Source organism: Veillonella parvula (assembly GCF_018366295.1).
Classification (GTDB): Bacteria; Bacillota; Negativicutes; order Veillonellales; family Veillonellaceae; genus Veillonella; species Veillonella parvula_P.
In genome coordinates, this window is record NZ_JAGZIJ010000005.1 from 119477 (window position 1) to 138179 (window position 18703).

Below are 18703 nucleotides of genomic sequence, written 5' to 3' on the forward strand. Positions count from 1 at the left end.
AGTGTATCTTATTTGTATGCTTTTTTAAAGTCAACAAGTCCCAATGTGGTCCAGAAATAATTTTGAATTGTTCCGTTTGTCACATATGGTTGTGTTGTAAAGTACAACGGCATAACAAGAGATTCATCAAAAATCATCTTTTCTGCTTCATGCATCAACGCATCACGAGCCGCCCCATTTGGAGTTGTACGAATACGTGCAATCAACTCATTATACTCATCACTATGATACTGACCATCGTTATCTTCAGCAGAGAATACCTCTAAAAAGTTTTGTGGATCGCTATAATCGGCAACCCAAGAAGCGCGAGCTACTTGGTACTTGCCAGCTTCACGGTCTGCCAAGAATACCTTTGTCTCTTGATTTTGTAAGCGTACATCTGCGCCAAATGCATTTATCCATGCATCTTGAATCGCTTCTGCAATAGCTTTATGTAATTCACTTGTATTATACAAAATCGTAATTTGCGGCAATGGACGATTCTTGCCATAGCCAGCCTTTTTCAGGATTTCCTTGGCTTGCTCTACATCTTCGTATACGAGATAGCTACCAGCTTCACGGAAGTCTTCACGACCATTGCTTTCAAGCATACCATATGGTACGAATGCATAAGCTGGCTCTTTACCGCCTCTAACAATATTATTAACAATATTAGCACGGTTGATAACCATAGAAAAGGCTTTACGCACATCTGGATCTGTGAAAGGTTCTGCTTTCACATTGAATACGTAATAGTAGTTACCAAGCATAGGGCCAATATGTAATAGGCCGGCTTCTTCTAGACGTTTTTGATCCGCTACAGGAGGCTCAACCGTCATATCAGCTTCGCCACCTTCAACTAAGGTAAGGCGTGTACTTTGAGACTCACTAATAGGCCAATTCATTTTCTCTGTCTTCACAGATTCTGCATCCCAATAGTTTGGATTCTTAATGAAATCCATTTCCCCATTATGCTTCCAAGAAAGTAAACGATATGGACCATTAGATACTATTGTTTCCGCATTAGCCGCCCAGTTTTCGTGAGCTTCTACTGCTTTTTTACTCACTGGGTAATAGCTATGAGACGCTAATAATTTCAAGAAATAAGCCGTTGGATTTTCTAAGGTAACTACCAATGTATCCTCATCAATAGCTTTAACCCCAACATCTTCAGCTGCAGCTTTACCCGTATTAAAAGCTTCACCATTTTCCAATACATATAACATATATGCATTATCCGCATGGACTTCAGGGTCTAATACGCGCTTCCAAGCGTATTCAAAGTCATAAGCCGTCAAAGGCTCTCCATTGGACCATTTTAAATTAGGTCGTAAATGGAAGGTATACTCACGACCATCATCGGAGATGTCCCAATTTTTAGCAAGTGCTGCTTCAGGTTCACTTTCATCATTCAAACGAACTAGACCATCGAATAATTGAAGTTGAACCGTAGCCTCCGGAGAGGTAGTAGACTTTGCGGGATCCAATGTGGATGGTTCCTGCTCAATAACATAGCGGATTGTGTGTTCATCGATTGGTTGAACACCACGAGGGTACCCAAATACGAATAAGAGTACGCTCACCCCTAGAGCGAGGACCATGAGTTTTAACAAGTTTCGTTTATCCATCATGGCAATGCTTCCTCTACAAATTCTTTCATGATGCGCCCAACTTGAGCGCCTAACTCTTTACCTCGGTCATTATCGATATCGCTCATTAAAAGGATAAAACAAAAATGACCCCTAAATGTTTCTATTACACCCCCATCATGTTCTACACGATCAAGGGATCCTGTTTTATGGTGAAAGCGTATGCCTTCTCCCCAGTAAAATGGTAAGATATCACGGAATTGTTGGCGACCTAAGATATTCCACATTTCTCGGCCATAAGCATCTCTATCACGACATTCAAAAATGTGTTTATACAAACGAGCTAACGACATAGCTGTAATGTGATTATCACGACCTTCAGCTAGGGCGTTAAAGTCCATCATCATGCGATTAAGCTCCATCTCATCCATACCAAGCTTTTCTGCACGAGCATTGATATTTTCCATGCCGAGCACTGTGATGAGTAGATTTGTTGCGATATTATCACTAAGAACCATCATGAGACGGCATAACTCAAGATATGTAAAACTATGTTTACCAACTAACTCTTGTAGTGCGCCGCCACCTTCAACGCGTGGAGTTCTAGATAAAGGAACTGTATCATTAATGTCCAATTGCTCCGTACGAGCTAAATGAAAGACATATTCCATGATAAGTACCTTAATTAAACTCGCACTAGAATGTACAGTATTTTCACCTCTAGCTGCGATGAGTGTTGGTTCCTCTTCATCATCGAATTGTAGCACCGCATAAGATATATTCCCTGCTGGTGCCAATTCTTTAATGACTGTATCTAGTTGATGTTCCAAGGACTTGCCAACAATTAGTTTTTCCATACTATTCTCCCATTATATGTGCCAGCATGCGATGCGGCGATCTGCCCAATCTCGAAGTGGCGGACGTTCTGTAAAACAACGACCTTCCGCTTCTGGACATCGACCACTAAACAGACACCCTTTTGGTGGGTCTAATGGATTTGGTGGATCCCCTTTAAGCGGTGCCCCAATTGGTGCATGTGGCATAACTGGACCATTTAAGGCCGTCAATGCACGGGTATACGGATGCTGAGGGAATTCATATAAGTCCAATGCAGGACCTTCTTCCATGACGGCACCTAAATACATAACAACCATGCGATGACTAATGTAGCGCACCATATTTAAATCATGAGAAATAAAGAGGTACGAAATACCATGTTGTTCTTGTAACCGTTCTAGTAATGTCATAATTTGCACTTGGATAGATACATCTAACGCAGAAATCGGCTCATCACAGATGATACATTGAGGCTCCATAATAAGAGCCCGTGCAATGCCGATACGTTGACGTTGCCCACCAGATAGTTCATGAGCATAACGCTCACCAAATGACATATTTAAGCCAACTTGGTCAAGCACCTCTTTTACACGAATCACGCGATCTCGAGGTGTATACTTTGGATCCAGTTCTAAAGGCTCCTCTAAAATCGCATTAACCGTAAGCCGCGGATTAAGGGATGCATAAGGATTTTGAAATACCATTTGCATCACCGGGTGAACAGACTCTCTATCCACATAAGGGTTGATATGTCGACCATTCATATAAATAGAACCAGATGTAGCTTGATATAAACCCATCAAAGTGTAACCAAATGTAGATTTACCACATCCAGATTCACCTACGATACCTAGGGTTTCCCCTGGTGATTGATATAGACTCACGCCTTGTACGGCATGTACCGTTTGTTTTGGCTTAAATAAGCCGCCTGACAGGGTGAACTCTTTAACGAGATTGTCAGTCTCCCATACGTAACTCATTAAAGTCCCTCCAACTTAGCTAACCAACATGTAAACTGGTGACTTTCACCAACATTTGTAACCATCGGAACCCGACTACCACAGATTCGCATAGCCCATTTACAACGAGGATTAAATGCGCATCCACGAGGTAAATCAAATAGATCAGGTGGTTGACCTTCAACAGCCTTCAATTCGCCGTGCCATTTACCTTGAGGCAATGCAAGCAACAGCCCCAAAGTATATGGATGACGAGGCTCGCTAAAAATACCATCTACTGTAGCAGACTCAACACATTTACCTGCGTACATAACCATAACCCGATCACAAATTTGAGCAATAACACGTAGGTTATGAGAGATAAAGATAATCCCTATGCCAGCCTCTACGGCTAATGTTTGCATAAGGCGCAAAATTTGTGCCTCTGTAGTAATATCAAGAGCTGTTGTGGGCTCATCACAAATTAAAATCTTGGGACGACCGGCCACTGCCATAGCAATACATACGCGTTGGCGCATTCCACCGCTCAACTCATGAGGATATTGAGATAACCGGCGTTCCGGTGTAGACAGCCCCATCTTCTTCAATAAATCGATGGCAATGGCCCTTTCATCGTAATCTTCACCATACGCATTTGTACGACGGATAACCTCATACATTTGCTCTCCAATGGTCATGATAGGATTCAAGGAGGTCATAGGATCTTGGAACACCATGGCAACCGTCGTACCACGAAGTTCATTCCAATCATCTTCAGTAAATCCTAAACAATCATGACCATCAATCATGAATGTATCCGCTTTAATTTTAGTTTTACCATATGGCAATAAGCCCATTAAAGAGTTAACTAAAACGGATTTACCACACCCAGATTCCCCGACTATACCTAAAATCTCACCAGGGTATAAAGAAATATCTTGATTGCGAATAACTCGCAACGGACCTTGGAAGGTATTGATGGTAATAGATACATTACGTACATCAACAATAGCATTATTCATTATCTATCTCCTTCCTTAGGGTCTAATACATTACGTAAACCGTCGCCAAAAAATGCGAAACCAAGCATGGTAATACTAATAGCAACAGCTGGGAAAATCAATTGGAACGGATAAGAGCGCATGCTACTAATACCTTCAGAAGCTAGTACGCCCCAGCTCGCCATAGGTGCATTTACACCTAAGCCGATAAAACTAAGAAATGCTTCTGTAAAAATAGCCTCAGGAATGGCCAATGTTAAAGTAATAATGATCGGTCCTACACAGTTTGGTAAAATATGACGTAATAAAATTCGACGCTTAGGAATACCCATAGCTTCTGCTGCAATGATGTATTCTTCGTTTTTAACTTTCAAAATTTGGCTGCGTACGATACGGGCCATATTAAGCCAATACGCAATCCCCAACGCTACAAAAATAGAGATTAGCCCAGGTCCAAGTACAACCATCAATAAGATTACGTATAGTAAAAGTGGAATACCATACAAAACATCTACGATCCCCATCATGATACGGTCTACCTTGCCACCTATATAACCCGCAATGCCGCCATAGGCAACGCCAATCACAAGATTAATAAAAGCTGCTACAAAACCAATGGTTAAGGAAATACGAGCGCCGTACATAACACGTGTATAGATATCACGGCCCAATGTATCCGTACCAAACCAATGGCTAAAGCTTGGACTTTGGTTCGCATCAATTAAGGATTGGTCCGCATAGGTATAAGGTGAAATAAGTGGACCTAGAATAGCAAGCACCATCATCACAATAATGATGGTTGCACCAACTACAGCTAAACGATTTACCTTAAATCGTTCCCATTTACTAGGACGTTTTATAAAGCTAGTAATCTCTTCTTGAGGGGCTCGTTCAATAGGTAAAAAGTCTTCCTTATTCATCTGTCCCCTCCTCCGTTGTAACTCGTGGATCGATTAATGGATAAATCATGTCCACCAAAATATTAAGAAATACTACAAGCGCACTATAGAAAATCGTAATACCAAGAATAACCGTATAGTCTCGGTTATAAATAGATGTTACAAAATACTGACCTAGACCAGGAATCGCAAAAATTGTTTCTACGATAAAGCTGCCTGTTAACAAACTAGCTGCCAATGGACCTAAGTACGTAATAACTGGCAAAATTGCATTGCCAAGGGCATGACGTGTCAAAATGGTCCAAGAACCTAGACCTTTTGCGCGAGCTGTACGAATGTATTCTTGTTGATACACGTCAAGTAAACCACTGCGCGTTAAGCGAGCAATAAATGCCATCGGTTGCGCTGCTAATGTCAACACAGGTAACACCATGTAAGATGGGCCACGCCATAAGGCTACCGGGAACCATCCCAATTCAAAGCCTACTATGTACACAAGAACAGCACCGATAATAAAAGTTGGTACCGAAATCCCTATTGTAGATAATACAGTTACCGCATAATCTACAATGCTATTAGGTCTCATGGCACTAATCGCACCAGCTGTAATACCACCAACTATAGCTACCATTAAAGATAATAAGCCAAGCTGTGCGGAAATTGGGAATGCATCACCAATTATATCGTTTACACTACGGCCTTCATATTTAAATGATGGGCCCAAGTCACCTGTAATGACGCCACCTAAATAATCTCCATACTGTTTCCATACAGGATCATCGAGATGATACTTTGCCTCGATACTCGCTTTCACCTGAGGCGGTAATTTCTTTTCTGTTGTAAAAGGCCCACCAGGTATCGCATGCATTAATGCAAATGTTACGGTAATGATGACCCATAAGATTATGATTGCGCCACCTAGGCGTCGAAATACATACCTCGTCATTGTCACTTTCCTCCATAAAAAGTCTATTCGTTTTATTATACTACATTATGAAGTTAATTTCATGATTAACATCATTACATTTACAGAAAGGCTCACATAACGTACAATAAAATATATGATTATTTGGAGGTGTCTATGGTAGCAGTACCTAGAGTTTTAACAATTCAAGACATGAGCTCTATCGGACGCTGTGCCCTTACCGTTATGATTCCTATCATCAGTGCCATGCGCTGCCAGGCGGTTCCTTTAGCAACAGCGGTACTAAGCAATCACTTAGAGTATCCACACTATGAATTCGTAGATTTATCTGCTCATATGAGAGACTTTATGAACTGTTGGGATAAAAACGAAATTGACTTTCACGCTATTGTAAGTGGATTCTTGGCATCACCAGAACAAATTCACCTCGTCGAAGAAGCTATCAATCGATTTGCCAATAATGGCCAAATGGTTATCGTTGATCCTGCAATGGCTGACGATGGTCGCCTTTATTCTATCTACACTCCAGATATGGTTGTTGCTATGCGCCAACTCGTGTCAAAGGCCCACATCGTAAAACCAAATTATACTGAGGCTTGCTTCTTATTAGATATTCCATTCTCGACAGACCCTATTAGCGAAGATGAATTACGTGAGCGATGTAAACAATTGCATCACATGGGCCCTGAAATGGTTATCATGACCAGCGTCCCATCGAAAACACATGCTGTTATTGCGGTCTATGATGGACCTACAAACTTTTTAAAAACATACTCTATACCTCTGGTTCCTGTAAAAGCTACAGGTACAGGAGATATTTTTACTGCTGTATTATCTGGTGCGGTAATGAAGGGATATTCTCCTTATGATGCGGCAGAACTGGCAATGAATTTTACTACCAACGCGATTCAAGCAACGTTAGATACAGTACAATCACTAAAACATGGAGTCGCATTTGAGTTAGTTTTGCCAGAATTAACTCAACTATAAGCTATAAATAAAGGGGAACTTATGGATTTACTTTATGTTGTATTACGAACACTGCTCATATGTACCATCGGTTTGCTCATTGCATTCCAAGGACGTCGCATGGGTTTATCAATTTTTAACTTAACGGGACGGTTAAATCGACTACAATTTATCATATGCTTCATCGCTTTAATGATTTTATTTCATATTGTCCACTACATCGATAACATATTCTTGGATTTTGTTGTATCACTACCAGCATATTGGTTGACTAGGGTCATTATTTGGCTCTTATTGGCAACCCTCTTTCCTTTATCTTGTGTCTTATTTGGCCGTCGTATTCACGACATCGGCTTCAATGCATGGGCAGGAATCCTCTGGTCGGTAATCATGATTTTCATCAATACCTACTCTGCCGTATCTCCATTCAATTACATGCTAGAGCTTTTTATATGGCTCATCGGCTTCCTATTCTGGGTATTGCCAGGACAACCTGAGCCTAATCAATATGGCAACCCTCCATTTATGACTGTAAATCGGACAGTTTATGAACCAATACAGACTCCTATATCTAATAAAAAACAAGAAGGTCGAAAAACAGTTCGTAAGCGACGCAAAAAGCGATAATTAAAAATTAACACCCTACAATAAAAAACGTATCTCTATAAGTAATATATACCTTCTTTACTGGACAACCAGTAAAAAGAGTACATATCAAAGAGATACGTTTTTATTATGTCTTCTGTTTTTACAACATTAGTTCATTAACAACATCAACTCAATCAAAGTACAACCTATATATGCAATAATAAACTTAACCTTTTGTTTACGCGCTCTATCATCATCTGCAATTTTAAGTCGATTTGCAAGGAATCGTTTATCTCGAATTTGCAACAAAAGGTGTTTAATTCGCTCTTGGCTTTCATTAGCAGTATACTCATCACAATCAGCTGTCAATGTAGCTTGTTGCATGAAGATGCGTCGGTGTAGTTTACGCATTTGAATTTTAATATTGTTATGTACAAATGCACTTTGCCACTGTTTGCGAGAATCAAAATACATGTACAAATACCGAGGAATATTCATAACCAAGAAGGAAATGATAAAAATCCCTAAGGAAATTAAAAAGTATGTAGAGAATGAAAATTCCAATGTTTCTGTTGGTAAGTAGTGATGCAAGATAATAAATGTAATCCATACACCTATTGGCAATAAAAGAACTGCTGCAATATCGATAGAACGAAGCCAGCTAGTACGAGTTGGCACATCAGGTACTGTAAAAGTATCTACAGGATCATGGAATGCATAGTAATCCAACTGTAACACAGATTGACTGGTACGCGGGTTACCCAAGAGAACAGGTCCATTACTACCAATATGGCGCTCAGGCATGGGTATGAATTTCTTCACTTGTGTATTAGGTAATAAGTCAAACTGAATGATACCTTTCTTCTCAAAGCGTACAGTAGATCCTTTTTCACCTAATGCAATAGGGTTAAAGAAAATACCGAAGAGACTTAGACACCAGTTTCCCAACAAGTGTAAAATAGAGTTCAAAATAAACCCACCTGTATCTATATTATTTGTATCTAAACGAATGGCAAAGGATGATGAATAATCATCGAACCATAAATCCTCTAAGGTGAATTCCACATTAATCACATTCCCCCATTTTGTAATAATGGATAGGAATATTTGATTGTTTGGTTCAAATTCAAATGTTACAGCATAAAAGAACCAATGATTACGAAGAGCGGCACGCAACATGCGATTAACCATATCTTCTTCTATATATAATAAGCGATGGTCAAACAAATCTTGTTCTAAAGGTGCTTTTTCTAATACGGGCGCCTTATCCACCACCGCATCTCGATCAGATAATGCTTCATCCACCAAAGCTCGTAATTTGGTGAAGATTTTAGTCATAACCCCTCCAAGGGTGAAATAATAGTTCTTAACACAAAAATTATACCATATATTGCATGATTTATCGATAAAAGTATACTACATATACTATTAAATATAAATATAATTAAAGCCCCTTTTTGCATAGTAAAAGGGGCCTTATTAATGTAGTTAAACATTAGTCGTATTATAATTTAATATTCATAATAGATCTTAAATTGCAACGTAATATTAAACATTGTCCAAATCTATAATTAAGCATTAATAATAGATACTTTAAATGATATTTAGTTTTATTGAATACTTGCCATAGATAAATAACAGTATTCATAGAAATGACCTTTAAGCGCCATTAGCTCTTCATACGTTCCATCTTCAACAATTTGCCCTTTATCCATAAATAAAATCCGGTCCATTTGTTCTAAACCTTCCAATTGATGCGTAATATATAAACATGTCCTACCCTCTACATAATGCATCAAGTCACGATGTAAGGCTTTTCTTGTGACTTGATCTAAGCCCTCTAAAGGTTCATCTAATAAAACGATTTTAGGATTGCGCAAGAACAATCTAGCTAATGCAACTCTTTGACGTTCACCACCACTCAAACCTTGCCCTCCACTCCCTACAATCGTACTCATACCTTCTGGTAATTTTTCAACTACCGATCGCAATGATGCACGATTAATGGCTAGCTCTAAATCCTCCATAGAAGCTTCTGGCCTTGCAAGGCGTATATTATCCTTAAAGGAAGCATTAAAAATATACGTATCTTGAGTTATAGTCCCCAATGCATTACGCCAAGTATCAATTGAAATATCCTTCAACTCCACCGAGCCTATACGAATGGATCCACCATAATCATATAACCTCTCAAGCATATTAAACAATGTCGTCTTTCCAGACCCACTAGCACCTACGATAGCAATGGATTTCCCTTGTTGAATATGTAGTCTGAGATTCTCATAAATATGGCGAAATTCATCATAACCAAAGGATACATCTGTAAAAATAATATCATCATTAGGATTAAATGATTTTGGTGATATAGGTTCTACAATAGATATCGGTTCATTACTGAGAGCCATGAGACGACTTGTGGCAACTTTACTTTCTGCACCATGATGAACAGCAGCAATCATAGGTTGTAACGCTTCAAACCAAGCCTGTGTACCAATGGCAGCCACCGCTACCATAACACTAGCCCAAGCGCCTGTTAACACATTAGAAGCCATAATAGCTACAATAACTACAGTTAACTGAACGCCGCCTATGAATAGTGTATTACCCATATTCATGCCCCGCTCAATAGTACCTTTTTGAGCATCTACATTGCGCATCATATGCTGAATACGCTTATATACCATGTCTTCATTGCCATAACTAATCACATCTTCCAGACTATCCATAGTATCACTTAAAAGCGCTTTATAATCGCCTTGTTGGGGCCCAATCGTACGTAAAGATTCTTTATTATACAAATAAACAACCAAAGGTACTATTACACCTAATACAAAGGCCGACAAAAGAATAGGTATAATCAAACTATTGTCAATTGTAGAAACTCCATATGCAATCAATATAGTCAGGAAAACGGCTGCTACGGGTGGAATCAAAGTGCGCAAGTAGAAGAATTGTAATACCTCTATATCCCCCATGATGCGTCCCAACATATCACCCGCCCCAAACCGTTTGAGTATAGCAGGTGCCAATGGTTCCAAATGAGCATAAAACCACAAGCGCAAGCCATAGAGTCCTTGGAATGCCATGCGATGAGATGTATAGCGCTCAAAATAACGACATACAGCACGACTAACACCGAAGAACCGAACCCCTACGATTGCAAGACTTAAATAAGTGAGCCCTGGTTGTAATGCGGCAGATGCCAATAGCCAAGAGGATACTGTCAAAAGCCCAACATTCATGAACACTGTTAAGAACGTAAATAGCAAGGCCAATACTAATGACCACTTAGCGGGACTCAATACAGAAAACAACAACTTCCAACCTTGTAAGCTCATATTAGAACCTTTTGCATTATCTTTAAAGGCCTCAGTATATTTAACAGATTTAACAAAATGCTCTGTGCCATTGATAGGTTTATCTATGACCAATGTATTCTCTGAATCAAATTGTTTCCCAATATCCAATGGTTCTTCAAGAGTTGCTGAAAATTGACCTAAGCCAGATGTAACAAGGTCTTTAAAATACCCCTCTTCTTCAAGTAGGTCATGATAAGAACCTTCTTGAAGAATTGATCCATTTTTCAAGACATATAGCTTAGATGCCCAATGCATAGTTTGTAATCGATGCCCAATAATGATGACAACCTTATTTTCCATCAAACGCTGAATAGCTGTACTTATAATGGCTTCTGTTTTTACATCTAGATGTGCTGTCACTTCATCAAGAATCAATACTTGACCCTTCCGGAGGAATGCACGAGCTAAAGCAATACGTTGCCGCTCGCCGCCACTAAGACCTAAACCGCCTTCACCGATAACCGCATCAAGCCCATCTTGTTTTCGATTAATAACATCTAATAGCTGAACTTCTTTGCACGCATCAAGAATCTCTGCATCACTTACATCCATACCAAAGGATAAGACCTCTCGCAAGGACCCTTTCATAATGTGTGGATGTTGAGATACATAGATAATTTTCTGACGCCACCAGTTGATATCTAAATCACATATATCAATGCCATCGATAGTAACTGTTCCTTTCGGAGCCTGTAAAAAACCTCCCACAATATGGGCCATAGTAGATTTACCAGCTCCGCTTTCACCAACGAGCATAATAGGTGCATTACGTTCAGCCTGCAGCGTAATGTGGTGTACCCCATTCTCACTATTTTTATAGGTGAAAGTTAAATCTTTAATTGTAATTCCCTGTATAGGCTTATCAAGTTTAGACTCACCACCTACTGGTAAAGAAGGTGGACGCTGCATGAATTCTTCATACTTCAGAATAGATGTTTTTCCTGCCATCCCTGTGTGGAAAGCTGCCCCCAATTGTCTAAATGGAGTATAGAACTCTGGTGCTAACAACAAAATAAAGAAGGCTGAAAAGAATGTGACTTCACCATCTAATAAGGTTAGACCTAAATATACCGCAATCAGAGCAGTACTAATTGTACTCACTAATTCAAGTACTAATGCAGATAAAAAGGCTACGCGCAACACGCGTAAAGTGGAATCTTTAAACTCTTGAGATAATCGACCAATAACCTTAATTTGATCCTTTGCACGGCCAAAGAGCTTTAGCGTAGTAATCCCTTGTAGTACATCTAAAAAATGCCCCGATAGGAAGCTCATACGTTCCCATTGTTCCTTATTTAATCGATCAGCTTGCTTCCCAATCAAGATCATAAAAAATGGAATTAAAGGCACCGTAACAATCAAAATAATACCAATTATTGGTAATGTATTTACAATGGCAATCCCCATAATAAGAGGAATCATAATAGCATATAAAATCTGCGGAATGTAACGTGCTATGTAAGCATCTACTTGTTCTAAACCATCGGTAAGCATATGGATGACATCGCCATGACGTTCCTTATGCTGTACACCGAGCTTAAACATATGCTCCAAAGAGCGTTCTCTAAAGGATGCTTTTACAGTACTTCCCAAATGATTTGCCACCGCCTCTTGAACATAATGAGCCACCAATCTCACAATAATAGCAATAAACAAATAAATAATGGTGTTCGTTTCGTCAGCTAGTGTATGCTCCAAAAATATAAGATTATTTATTAAGGTTCCAAAGAACCAGGCTTGCCCAACAATGGACAAACTTTCTACTAAACAGGTTAAGCCAAGTAGCACAAGCTGTCCTTTATGTTCTAGCAGCGCTTTAAATGCGGTACGCTGTATCATACTATCCTCTACGGTAAATCTATTTAAATATATAAACTCAAACAAATTTAAATCCCTATTACTAAGCCTACAAGAGTCCAAGTGAATCTAAATTTATCAATATTATATTCATCTTACCATAAAAAAGAGGCGTGCCGCTACGGCACGCCTCACATTAAAACCTAATTTTTACAACTTACATAAGTTATAAAGTTATGCTATTAATAGTGTAAATCTTTTTCTGTTACACGATGACGGAATGTCCAATATACCCAAGATTGGTAAACCAAAATAATTGGCACAAATACAAAGGCTACACAAGTCATCAAAGTCAACGTATAAGTAGAGTTAGCTGCATTAGTAATAGTCAAGCTCCACTCAGGATTCAAAGAAGAAACCATGATGCGAGGGAACAAACCTGCAAAGTATGCGGCTGTTACAGAAATAACAGATAAACAACTGAATAAGAAACCCCATTTTGTATTTCGAGTGCGTGCTGCACCCCAAGAAATGAGGAAGAACGCGATAGCTAATGCAAAGCAAACTATAGCTAATACAGAATTAAACAAATCTGTATACACGTAAGTTGCACCTACCAATGCCAATGCACCGATAGCTGTAGGAACACCTACTACCAAGGATGCCGCACGAGCGCGCTCAGAAACAGCACCAGCTGTTTTAATAGAAGTAAATAAGCCACCATGGTATGTAAATACCAAAATGAACGCAATACCACAAAGTATAGTGTATGGACTTAATAAATCAGAAAAAGTACCAACATATGTCATACTTGCATCAATGGGAGTACCTTGAATCAAGTTACCTACTGTAACACCCCACAATAGTGCAGGAATCAAGGAACCAAAGAAGATGCAGTAGTCGAATGTTTTACGCCATAACAAATTAGGGCTCTTAGAACGAAATTCAAAGGATACACCACGAATAATAAGAGCTGCAAGCATCAAGAATAGAGCCAAGTAGAATCCACTAAATAATGTAGCATACACGTGAGGGAAGGATGCGAATAATGCCCCTCCGGCAGTAATCATCCAAACTTCATTACCATCCCACACAGGACCTAAGGCATTGATCATTTGTCGACGTTCAACGTCAGTTTTACCAATGAATGGTAACAAAATACCAGTACCATAGTCAAAACCTTCTAATAAGAAGAAGCCAGCGAATAGTACAGTAATTAAGATAAACCATACCACTTCAAGGTTATTAAAAATTAATTCCATAATCTTGCCTCCTCTTTTTCAACTACATCATGAGATGGATTTCCATCTGGACCTTTTTTAATGTGTTCTACAGCAAGGTAGATAGCCGCGATAGCAGCCACGATATACACAAGTGTAAAGCCGATGATTGTAGTCATAATTTCTGGAGCCGTTACGGATTTAGACGCACCATCTGCAGTCAATTGCAAACCATATACAAGCCATGGTTGACGACCTGCTTCCGCTACAAACCAACCAGTGGAGTGAGCGATGAATGGCAATGGCAACATCCAGAACATAATTTTTAAGAATGTACGATTTTCAACAAGCTTGTCTTTTGCATTTAGGATAAGACCTACAAAGGCAACAAGTAACATAAGAGAACCAGCTGCTACCATGACACGGAATGTCCAGAAGATTGCTGGAACATCTGGAATATAGTTGCCAGGGCCATATTGAGTCTCTGATTTTGCTTGAAGGTCTTTGATACCTTCTACCTTACCAGACGTAAAGGAGTTTTGAGTCAAGAAGGATAAACCACCAGGAATTTCAAGAGCACCTGTATTCTTTTGTGCTTTAGTATCAATATTAGCTACCAAAGAGAATGGCGCTGGATCTTGTGTTTCCCACAACGCTTCCATAGCAGCCATTTTCATAGGTTGTACTTTTGTGATGTATTGACCTTGATGATGACCAGCTAATGCACCTAAAGTACCAAATACAAGTGCGATAACCATGCCCCATTTAGCGGAGCGGCGGTAGAACTCTGTCGCATTATTACGCAATAAGTGCCATGCACTGATTGCCATAATAATTACACCAGCTGTTAATAAACCATTCAATACGATATGGAAAAATTGTCCAGGTACATAGCCATTTTGAACGATGGTCAGGAAATTTTCCATTTCTGCACGGCCATTGCGTAATACAAAGCCTACAGGATGTTGCATAAAGGAGTTTGCTACGAGAATCCAAAACGCAGATAAGTTAGTACCTAACGCTACAAATGTAGCTACAAGAGCGTGAACACATTTATGTAAGCGGTCCCAACCGAAAATCCAAACGCCCATGAATGTAGATTCCAAGAAAAATGCCATTAATGCTTCAAGGGCCAATGGGGCACCGAAAATGTCACCCATAAAACGAGAATATTCTGCCCAGTTCATCCCGAAATGGAATTCCTGAACAATACCAGTCACCACACCCATGGCAAAGTTAATTAGGAACAATTTACCCCAGAACTTAGCCATTTTTTTGTATACTTCTTTACCAGTCGACACATAGGTCCACTCTAAAGCAGCAACAGTCACTGTCATGCCTAGTGTGAACGGCACAAATAACCAGTGATAGATAGATGTTAGCGCGAATTGCAATCGGGCTAAATCTACAGCTTCAAACATGTGTTTTCCTCCTTAGAATAAAATACTAACATCACTTGACGAGCTTTTACAAAAAACCTTGCATCATTGCGACTGTAAAAAAGCTCAAGCCTCAGCAATAATCAACTGTTCTCGTTGGGCAAGGGTCTTAAAATTAACCGCTTCCAACTGATTGACCAATTGATGCTGAATCACGCCCATTGCTTCATTTATAGCGCAATGCCCCTTACAAGACTTAGAGCAAGAACCTACATCATATAAACAACGTTGTAAATACGCATCCCCTTCTACTGCTCTAATTACATCAAGCAACGAGATCTCTTGAGGACTTCGATTCAGAGCAAACCCGCCATCTACACCTCGGAAAGATTTCATAATTCCTGCTGCAATGAGACTACGCATAATCTTGAGCAAAAAGCGTTCTGGAATCAACTCTTGCTCAGCCAATACAGCACCAGTTATCTTCGAGCCCGAAGGTAGTAGCGCCATATGCAAGACCATGCGAAATGCATAATCCGTGGCCTGATTTAACTTCATAAAGTCTCCTTTCTCATGCACTCGGACAAACGTATTACTAAATCTAGTATAAATGAAATAAAACAATACTGCAATGGTATTGTTTTAAACAGAATAAATTAATTCACTTACTTCTCATGCTCATATTTATGGATCAATTACCTACTTTTATATCCATCAAATATTGATTGTCATCATATATAAAAAGACTGCTCTCAAAAGAACAGTCTCCATATATATTATTTTGTAATTTCTCGCACCAAATGGCCCATTTCAGGAATGATGAGTTTGCTCATCGCTAAGGTGACGGCTCCAACAGAGCCAGGAATAGAAAACATCAAAGTGTTATTCTTAACACCAGCTTCTGCACGAGATGCCATTGCTTTTGTTCCAATATCCTCCGTATAGGATAAATATCTAAAGATTTCACCAAAACCTGGAATATGCTTTTCATATAAGCTATTTACAGCCTCGATGGTAACATCTCTCATAGCAATACCAGTTCCCCCGGTAGATATAATGACATCAATAGACTCATCATTACACCATGGAATCATAGCATTTATTATAGCCTCACAATCATCAATTACAATTTTGCGATCTGCTACAATATGATTTGCTGCTTCCAAAAATTCTTGAACCTTGTTGCCTCCTTTATCAGTTTCTAATGTACGAGTATCAGATACAGTTAATACTGCAACACGTAATGGTCTTGCTACAACTTCGTAAGACATAGTTCCTCCTAAAATAAAGGCACAATAGACGCCAATATCGGCCATCCATTATCGCGTAATGTATCACGCAATGCCCATGTATACTTAATAAGCGGTGCACAATGTAGGCGCAACCAGAAAGATAAATACGGTGTATCTCCTTGGAATACAGCTAGTCGATTTAGAGCATATAAATTATCCCCTGGCTTTACTGTTCCTGGTTGAACTGTGAAAGCCATTTTATACCCAGACTGTTTAGTAACATATTGAACGAGCATATCATTAAAACCACCAGGATACGCCAAATAATTGATAGGTTCTCCTAAAATACCTTCCATAGATGTTTTACCACCGAGAATGGCATCAGGCAATTCTGTAGGATCTATATGAGTTAGTATCTTATGATGATTTGTATGCCCTTGAATATCAAATCCTGCCGTCTCCATTTGACGCATTTGTGCTGTATTTACAAAACCATGCGTATTGGCTGCGTCACTAATCATGAACAAAGTAGCTTTCATATTATATGCTTTTAATATAGGCAATGCATGTTCATAATTATCTACATAACCATCGTCAAATGTTATTACGATTGGCTTCTCTGGTAACTCCGTACCATTTTGCAAATACTCATACAATTGATCCAATGTTATCGTATGATATCCATGATTATGGAGGTATTCCATCTGCTCCTTAAACTGATCCACATGCAATGTTAACGCGGAGTGTTTCTCATCATTTATTTGATGATAATTAAGTACCGGTACACCATATAACTTATAATTTGAAGACAGTCCCCACATAGCCCCAATAGAAACCGCTAAAATTGCAATACATATTGCAATACAATATAACAACTTTTTAATACAGCTCTTGCCATATTTATACATATAAAATAATCACTCCCATCGACTTACATACATAATGAGAATACCACATATAAGTGGCTATTATCAAGAAAATCCCTCATAAGATTAATATAAAAACGGTTGATGCAATGAATCTGTCGTCGCTTAATTCTTATTACCTTTAACTTTCCCTACTTGCTTCCTCACTGTGGATTTCCCTTCATCGCTTAGCAGTTTGGTAAATCTTACGTTCGGAAGAAGGTGGTGTGTGAGCCCCATACGTCGTTTAATCCTAATTACTTTTCGCTTGCCCTACTTGCTTCCTCACTGTGGATTTCCCTTCTCTGCTTCGCAGTTTGGTAAATCTTACGTTCGGAAGAAAGTGATGTATGGGCCCCATACGTCGTTTTATTCTATTTACTTGCCCTACTTGCTTCCTCACTGTGGATTTTCCTTCACCGCTTCGCGGCTTGGTAAATCTTACGTTCGGAAGAAAGTGATGCAGTGAATCTGTCGTCGCATTGCTCCTCCATCTTCTACTGCCCTACTTTTCCCACGCCGTCTCTATTGATCAATACACATAGACAATACTTCTACAACCTTGGCTGAAAACGGCTCTAGAAGGAATTAGAATGTGCTCATTAGAGCACAAAAATAGAGGGCCAACCCTTTATAGGGTTGACCCTCTATTTCGTTAATCAGCGAGTTCTTATGTACGGTTCTTTGCTCCAGGATACGGGGTGTTCGTCGCTGTGGAAGGACCTATGTAGCTGCGCTACATATCCATCTTACGCTCCGAACTAAGCGATGCAGTGAATCTGTCGTCGTTTAATTCTTATTACCTTTAACTTGCCCTACTTGCTTCCTTACTGTGGATTTCCCTTCACTGCTTCGCAGTTTGGTAAATCTTACGTTCGGAAGAAAGTGATGCAGTGAATCTGTCGTCGCGTTGCTCCTCCATCTTCTACTGCCCTACTTTTACTGCCCTGCTTACCAGGTCCCCTGGGAGGATAGGAAGCCATACAAAAAAAAGACACACCCTCAGGTGTGCCTTTAAGCAATCAGCGGCTTCCTATCCTCCCAGGCCGTCTCCAGCCAAGTACTTTCGGCGTTTATGAGCTTAAC

15 protein-coding genes are annotated in these 18703 nt (G+C 39.5%); 2 read left to right on the plus strand and 13 right to left on the minus strand.

Going from position 1 to position 18703, the window contains the following annotated elements; translation table 11 throughout:
- Positions 1 to 8: 8 nt before the first annotated feature.
- From KHY58_RS06250 to KHY58_RS06275, 6 genes are read right to left on the minus strand one after another with little or no spacing between them, the layout of a single operon-like run.
- Entirely contained in the window at positions 9 to 1610 is a 1602-nt protein-coding gene (locus KHY58_RS06250) for a peptide ABC transporter substrate-binding protein (protein WP_004695386.1), read from the minus strand.
- The gene (locus KHY58_RS06255; RefSeq protein WP_008603492.1) at positions 1607 to 2425 is read right to left on the minus strand and encodes a serine hydrolase; all 819 of its coding nucleotides are present in this window, start codon (positions 2423 to 2425) and stop codon (positions 1607 to 1609) included. The genes KHY58_RS06250 and KHY58_RS06255 overlap by 4 nt, the downstream gene beginning before the upstream one ends.
- 12 nt (positions 2426 to 2437) lie before the next feature.
- On the minus strand, positions 2438 to 3385 hold the full coding sequence (locus KHY58_RS06260; RefSeq protein WP_004695381.1) for an ABC transporter ATP-binding protein: 948 nt from the start codon (positions 3383 to 3385) through the stop codon (positions 2438 to 2440).
- Positions 3385 to 4365, minus strand: coding sequence for an ABC transporter ATP-binding protein (locus KHY58_RS06265; protein WP_008603495.1), 981 nt, complete (start codon positions 4363 to 4365; stop codon positions 3385 to 3387). Before KHY58_RS06265 ends, KHY58_RS06260 begins: the two co-directional genes overlap by 1 nt.
- Entirely contained in the window at positions 4365 to 5264 is a 900-nt protein-coding gene (locus KHY58_RS06270) for an ABC transporter permease (RefSeq protein WP_008603497.1), read from the minus strand. Before KHY58_RS06270 ends, KHY58_RS06265 begins: the two co-directional genes overlap by 1 nt.
- Complete coding sequence (locus tag KHY58_RS06275; protein WP_004695374.1) at positions 5257 to 6189, minus strand: ABC transporter permease; 933 nt, start codon at positions 6187 to 6189, stop codon at positions 5257 to 5259. The genes KHY58_RS06270 and KHY58_RS06275 overlap by 8 nt, the downstream gene beginning before the upstream one ends.
- A gap of 135 nt (positions 6190 to 6324) precedes the next feature.
- Here KHY58_RS06275 and KHY58_RS06280 point away from each other — a divergent pair, with 135 nt between their 5' ends.
- Positions 6325 to 7158 carry a pyridoxamine kinase gene (locus KHY58_RS06280; RefSeq protein WP_105087036.1) on the plus strand — a complete coding sequence of 278 codons (834 nt, stop codon included), beginning with the start codon at positions 6325 to 6327 and terminating at the stop codon, positions 7156 to 7158.
- A 21-nt stretch (positions 7159 to 7179) separates the two neighbouring features.
- Positions 7180 to 7764 carry a DUF805 domain-containing protein gene (locus KHY58_RS06285; protein ID WP_004695370.1) on the plus strand — a complete coding sequence of 195 codons (585 nt, stop codon included), beginning with the start codon at positions 7180 to 7182 and terminating at the stop codon, positions 7762 to 7764.
- 129 nt (positions 7765 to 7893) lie between these two features.
- Here KHY58_RS06285 and KHY58_RS06290 read toward each other — a convergent pair whose 3' ends face one another.
- From KHY58_RS06290 to KHY58_RS06320, 7 genes are all read right to left on the minus strand, one after another.
- A complete protein-coding gene (locus KHY58_RS06290) occupies positions 7894 to 9063 on the minus strand; it encodes a hypothetical protein (RefSeq protein WP_004695368.1) in 1170 nt (389 codons plus the stop codon).
- 272 nt (positions 9064 to 9335) lie between these two features.
- Positions 9336 to 12923 carry a thiol reductant ABC exporter subunit CydD gene (gene cydD, locus KHY58_RS06295; protein ID WP_195395023.1) on the minus strand — a complete coding sequence of 1196 codons (3588 nt, stop codon included), beginning with the start codon at positions 12921 to 12923 and terminating at the stop codon, positions 9336 to 9338.
- 200 nt (positions 12924 to 13123) lie between these two features.
- Entirely contained in the window at positions 13124 to 14143 is a 1020-nt protein-coding gene (gene cydB / locus KHY58_RS06300; RefSeq protein ID WP_118091591.1) for a cytochrome d ubiquinol oxidase subunit II, read from the minus strand.
- A complete protein-coding gene (locus KHY58_RS06305; protein WP_278472548.1) occupies positions 14134 to 15522 on the minus strand; it encodes a cytochrome ubiquinol oxidase subunit I in 1389 nt (462 codons plus the stop codon). The genes cydB and KHY58_RS06305 overlap by 10 nt, the downstream gene beginning before the upstream one ends.
- Positions 15523 to 15606: 84 nt before the next feature.
- Positions 15607 to 16038 (minus strand): RrF2 family transcriptional regulator, encoded by a 432-nt coding sequence (locus KHY58_RS06310; protein WP_021147851.1) that lies wholly within the window; start codon positions 16036 to 16038, stop codon positions 15607 to 15609.
- Positions 16039 to 16256: 218 nt separating this feature from the next.
- Positions 16257 to 16751 (minus strand): MogA/MoaB family molybdenum cofactor biosynthesis protein, encoded by a 495-nt coding sequence (locus KHY58_RS06315; RefSeq protein WP_024061145.1) that lies wholly within the window; start codon positions 16749 to 16751, stop codon positions 16257 to 16259.
- An 8-nt stretch (positions 16752 to 16759) separates the two neighbouring features.
- The gene (locus tag KHY58_RS06320; protein WP_278472552.1) at positions 16760 to 17620 is read right to left on the minus strand and encodes a polysaccharide deacetylase family protein; all 861 of its coding nucleotides are present in this window, start codon (positions 17618 to 17620) and stop codon (positions 16760 to 16762) included.
- Positions 17621 to 18703: the final 1083 nt, after the last annotated feature.

Excerpts from the sequence above, each read along its gene's own strand:
- KHY58_RS06250 (WP_004695386.1), bottom strand. The coding sequence starts at position 1,610 with ATGATGGATAAACGAAACTTGTTAAAACTCATGGTCCTCGCTCTAGGG.
- KHY58_RS06255 (WP_008603492.1), bottom strand. The coding sequence starts at position 2,425 with ATGGAAAAACTAATTGTTGGCAAGTCCTTGGAACATCAACTAGATACA.
- KHY58_RS06260 (WP_004695381.1), bottom strand. The coding sequence starts at position 3,385 with ATGAGTTACGTATGGGAGACTGACAATCTCGTTAAAGAGTTCACCCTG.
- KHY58_RS06265 (WP_008603495.1), bottom strand. The coding sequence starts at position 4,365 with ATGAATAATGCTATTGTTGATGTACGTAATGTATCTATTACCATCAAT.
- KHY58_RS06270 (WP_008603497.1), bottom strand. The coding sequence starts at position 5,264 with ATGAATAAGGAAGACTTTTTACCTATTGAACGAGCCCCTCAAGAAGAG.
- KHY58_RS06275 (WP_004695374.1), bottom strand. The coding sequence starts at position 6,189 with ATGACGAGGTATGTATTTCGACGCCTAGGTGGCGCAATCATAATCTTA.
- KHY58_RS06280 (WP_105087036.1), top strand. The coding sequence starts at position 6,325 with ATGGTAGCAGTACCTAGAGTTTTAACAATTCAAGACATGAGCTCTATC.
- KHY58_RS06285 (WP_004695370.1), top strand. The coding sequence starts at position 7,180 with ATGGATTTACTTTATGTTGTATTACGAACACTGCTCATATGTACCATC.
- KHY58_RS06290 (WP_004695368.1), bottom strand. The coding sequence starts at position 9,063 with ATGACTAAAATCTTCACCAAATTACGAGCTTTGGTGGATGAAGCATTA.
- cydD (WP_195395023.1), bottom strand. The coding sequence starts at position 12,923 with ATGATACAGCGTACCGCATTTAAAGCGCTGCTAGAACATAAAGGACAG.
- cydB (WP_118091591.1), bottom strand. The coding sequence starts at position 14,143 with ATGGAATTAATTTTTAATAACCTTGAAGTGGTATGGTTTATCTTAATT.
- KHY58_RS06305 (WP_278472548.1), bottom strand. The coding sequence starts at position 15,522 with ATGTTTGAAGCTGTAGATTTAGCCCGATTGCAATTCGCGCTAACATCT.
- KHY58_RS06310 (WP_021147851.1), bottom strand. The coding sequence starts at position 16,038 with ATGAAGTTAAATCAGGCCACGGATTATGCATTTCGCATGGTCTTGCAT.
- KHY58_RS06315 (WP_024061145.1), bottom strand. The coding sequence starts at position 16,751 with ATGTCTTACGAAGTTGTAGCAAGACCATTACGTGTTGCAGTATTAACT.
- KHY58_RS06320 (WP_278472552.1), bottom strand. The coding sequence starts at position 17,620 with ATGTATAAATATGGCAAGAGCTGTATTAAAAAGTTGTTATATTGTATT.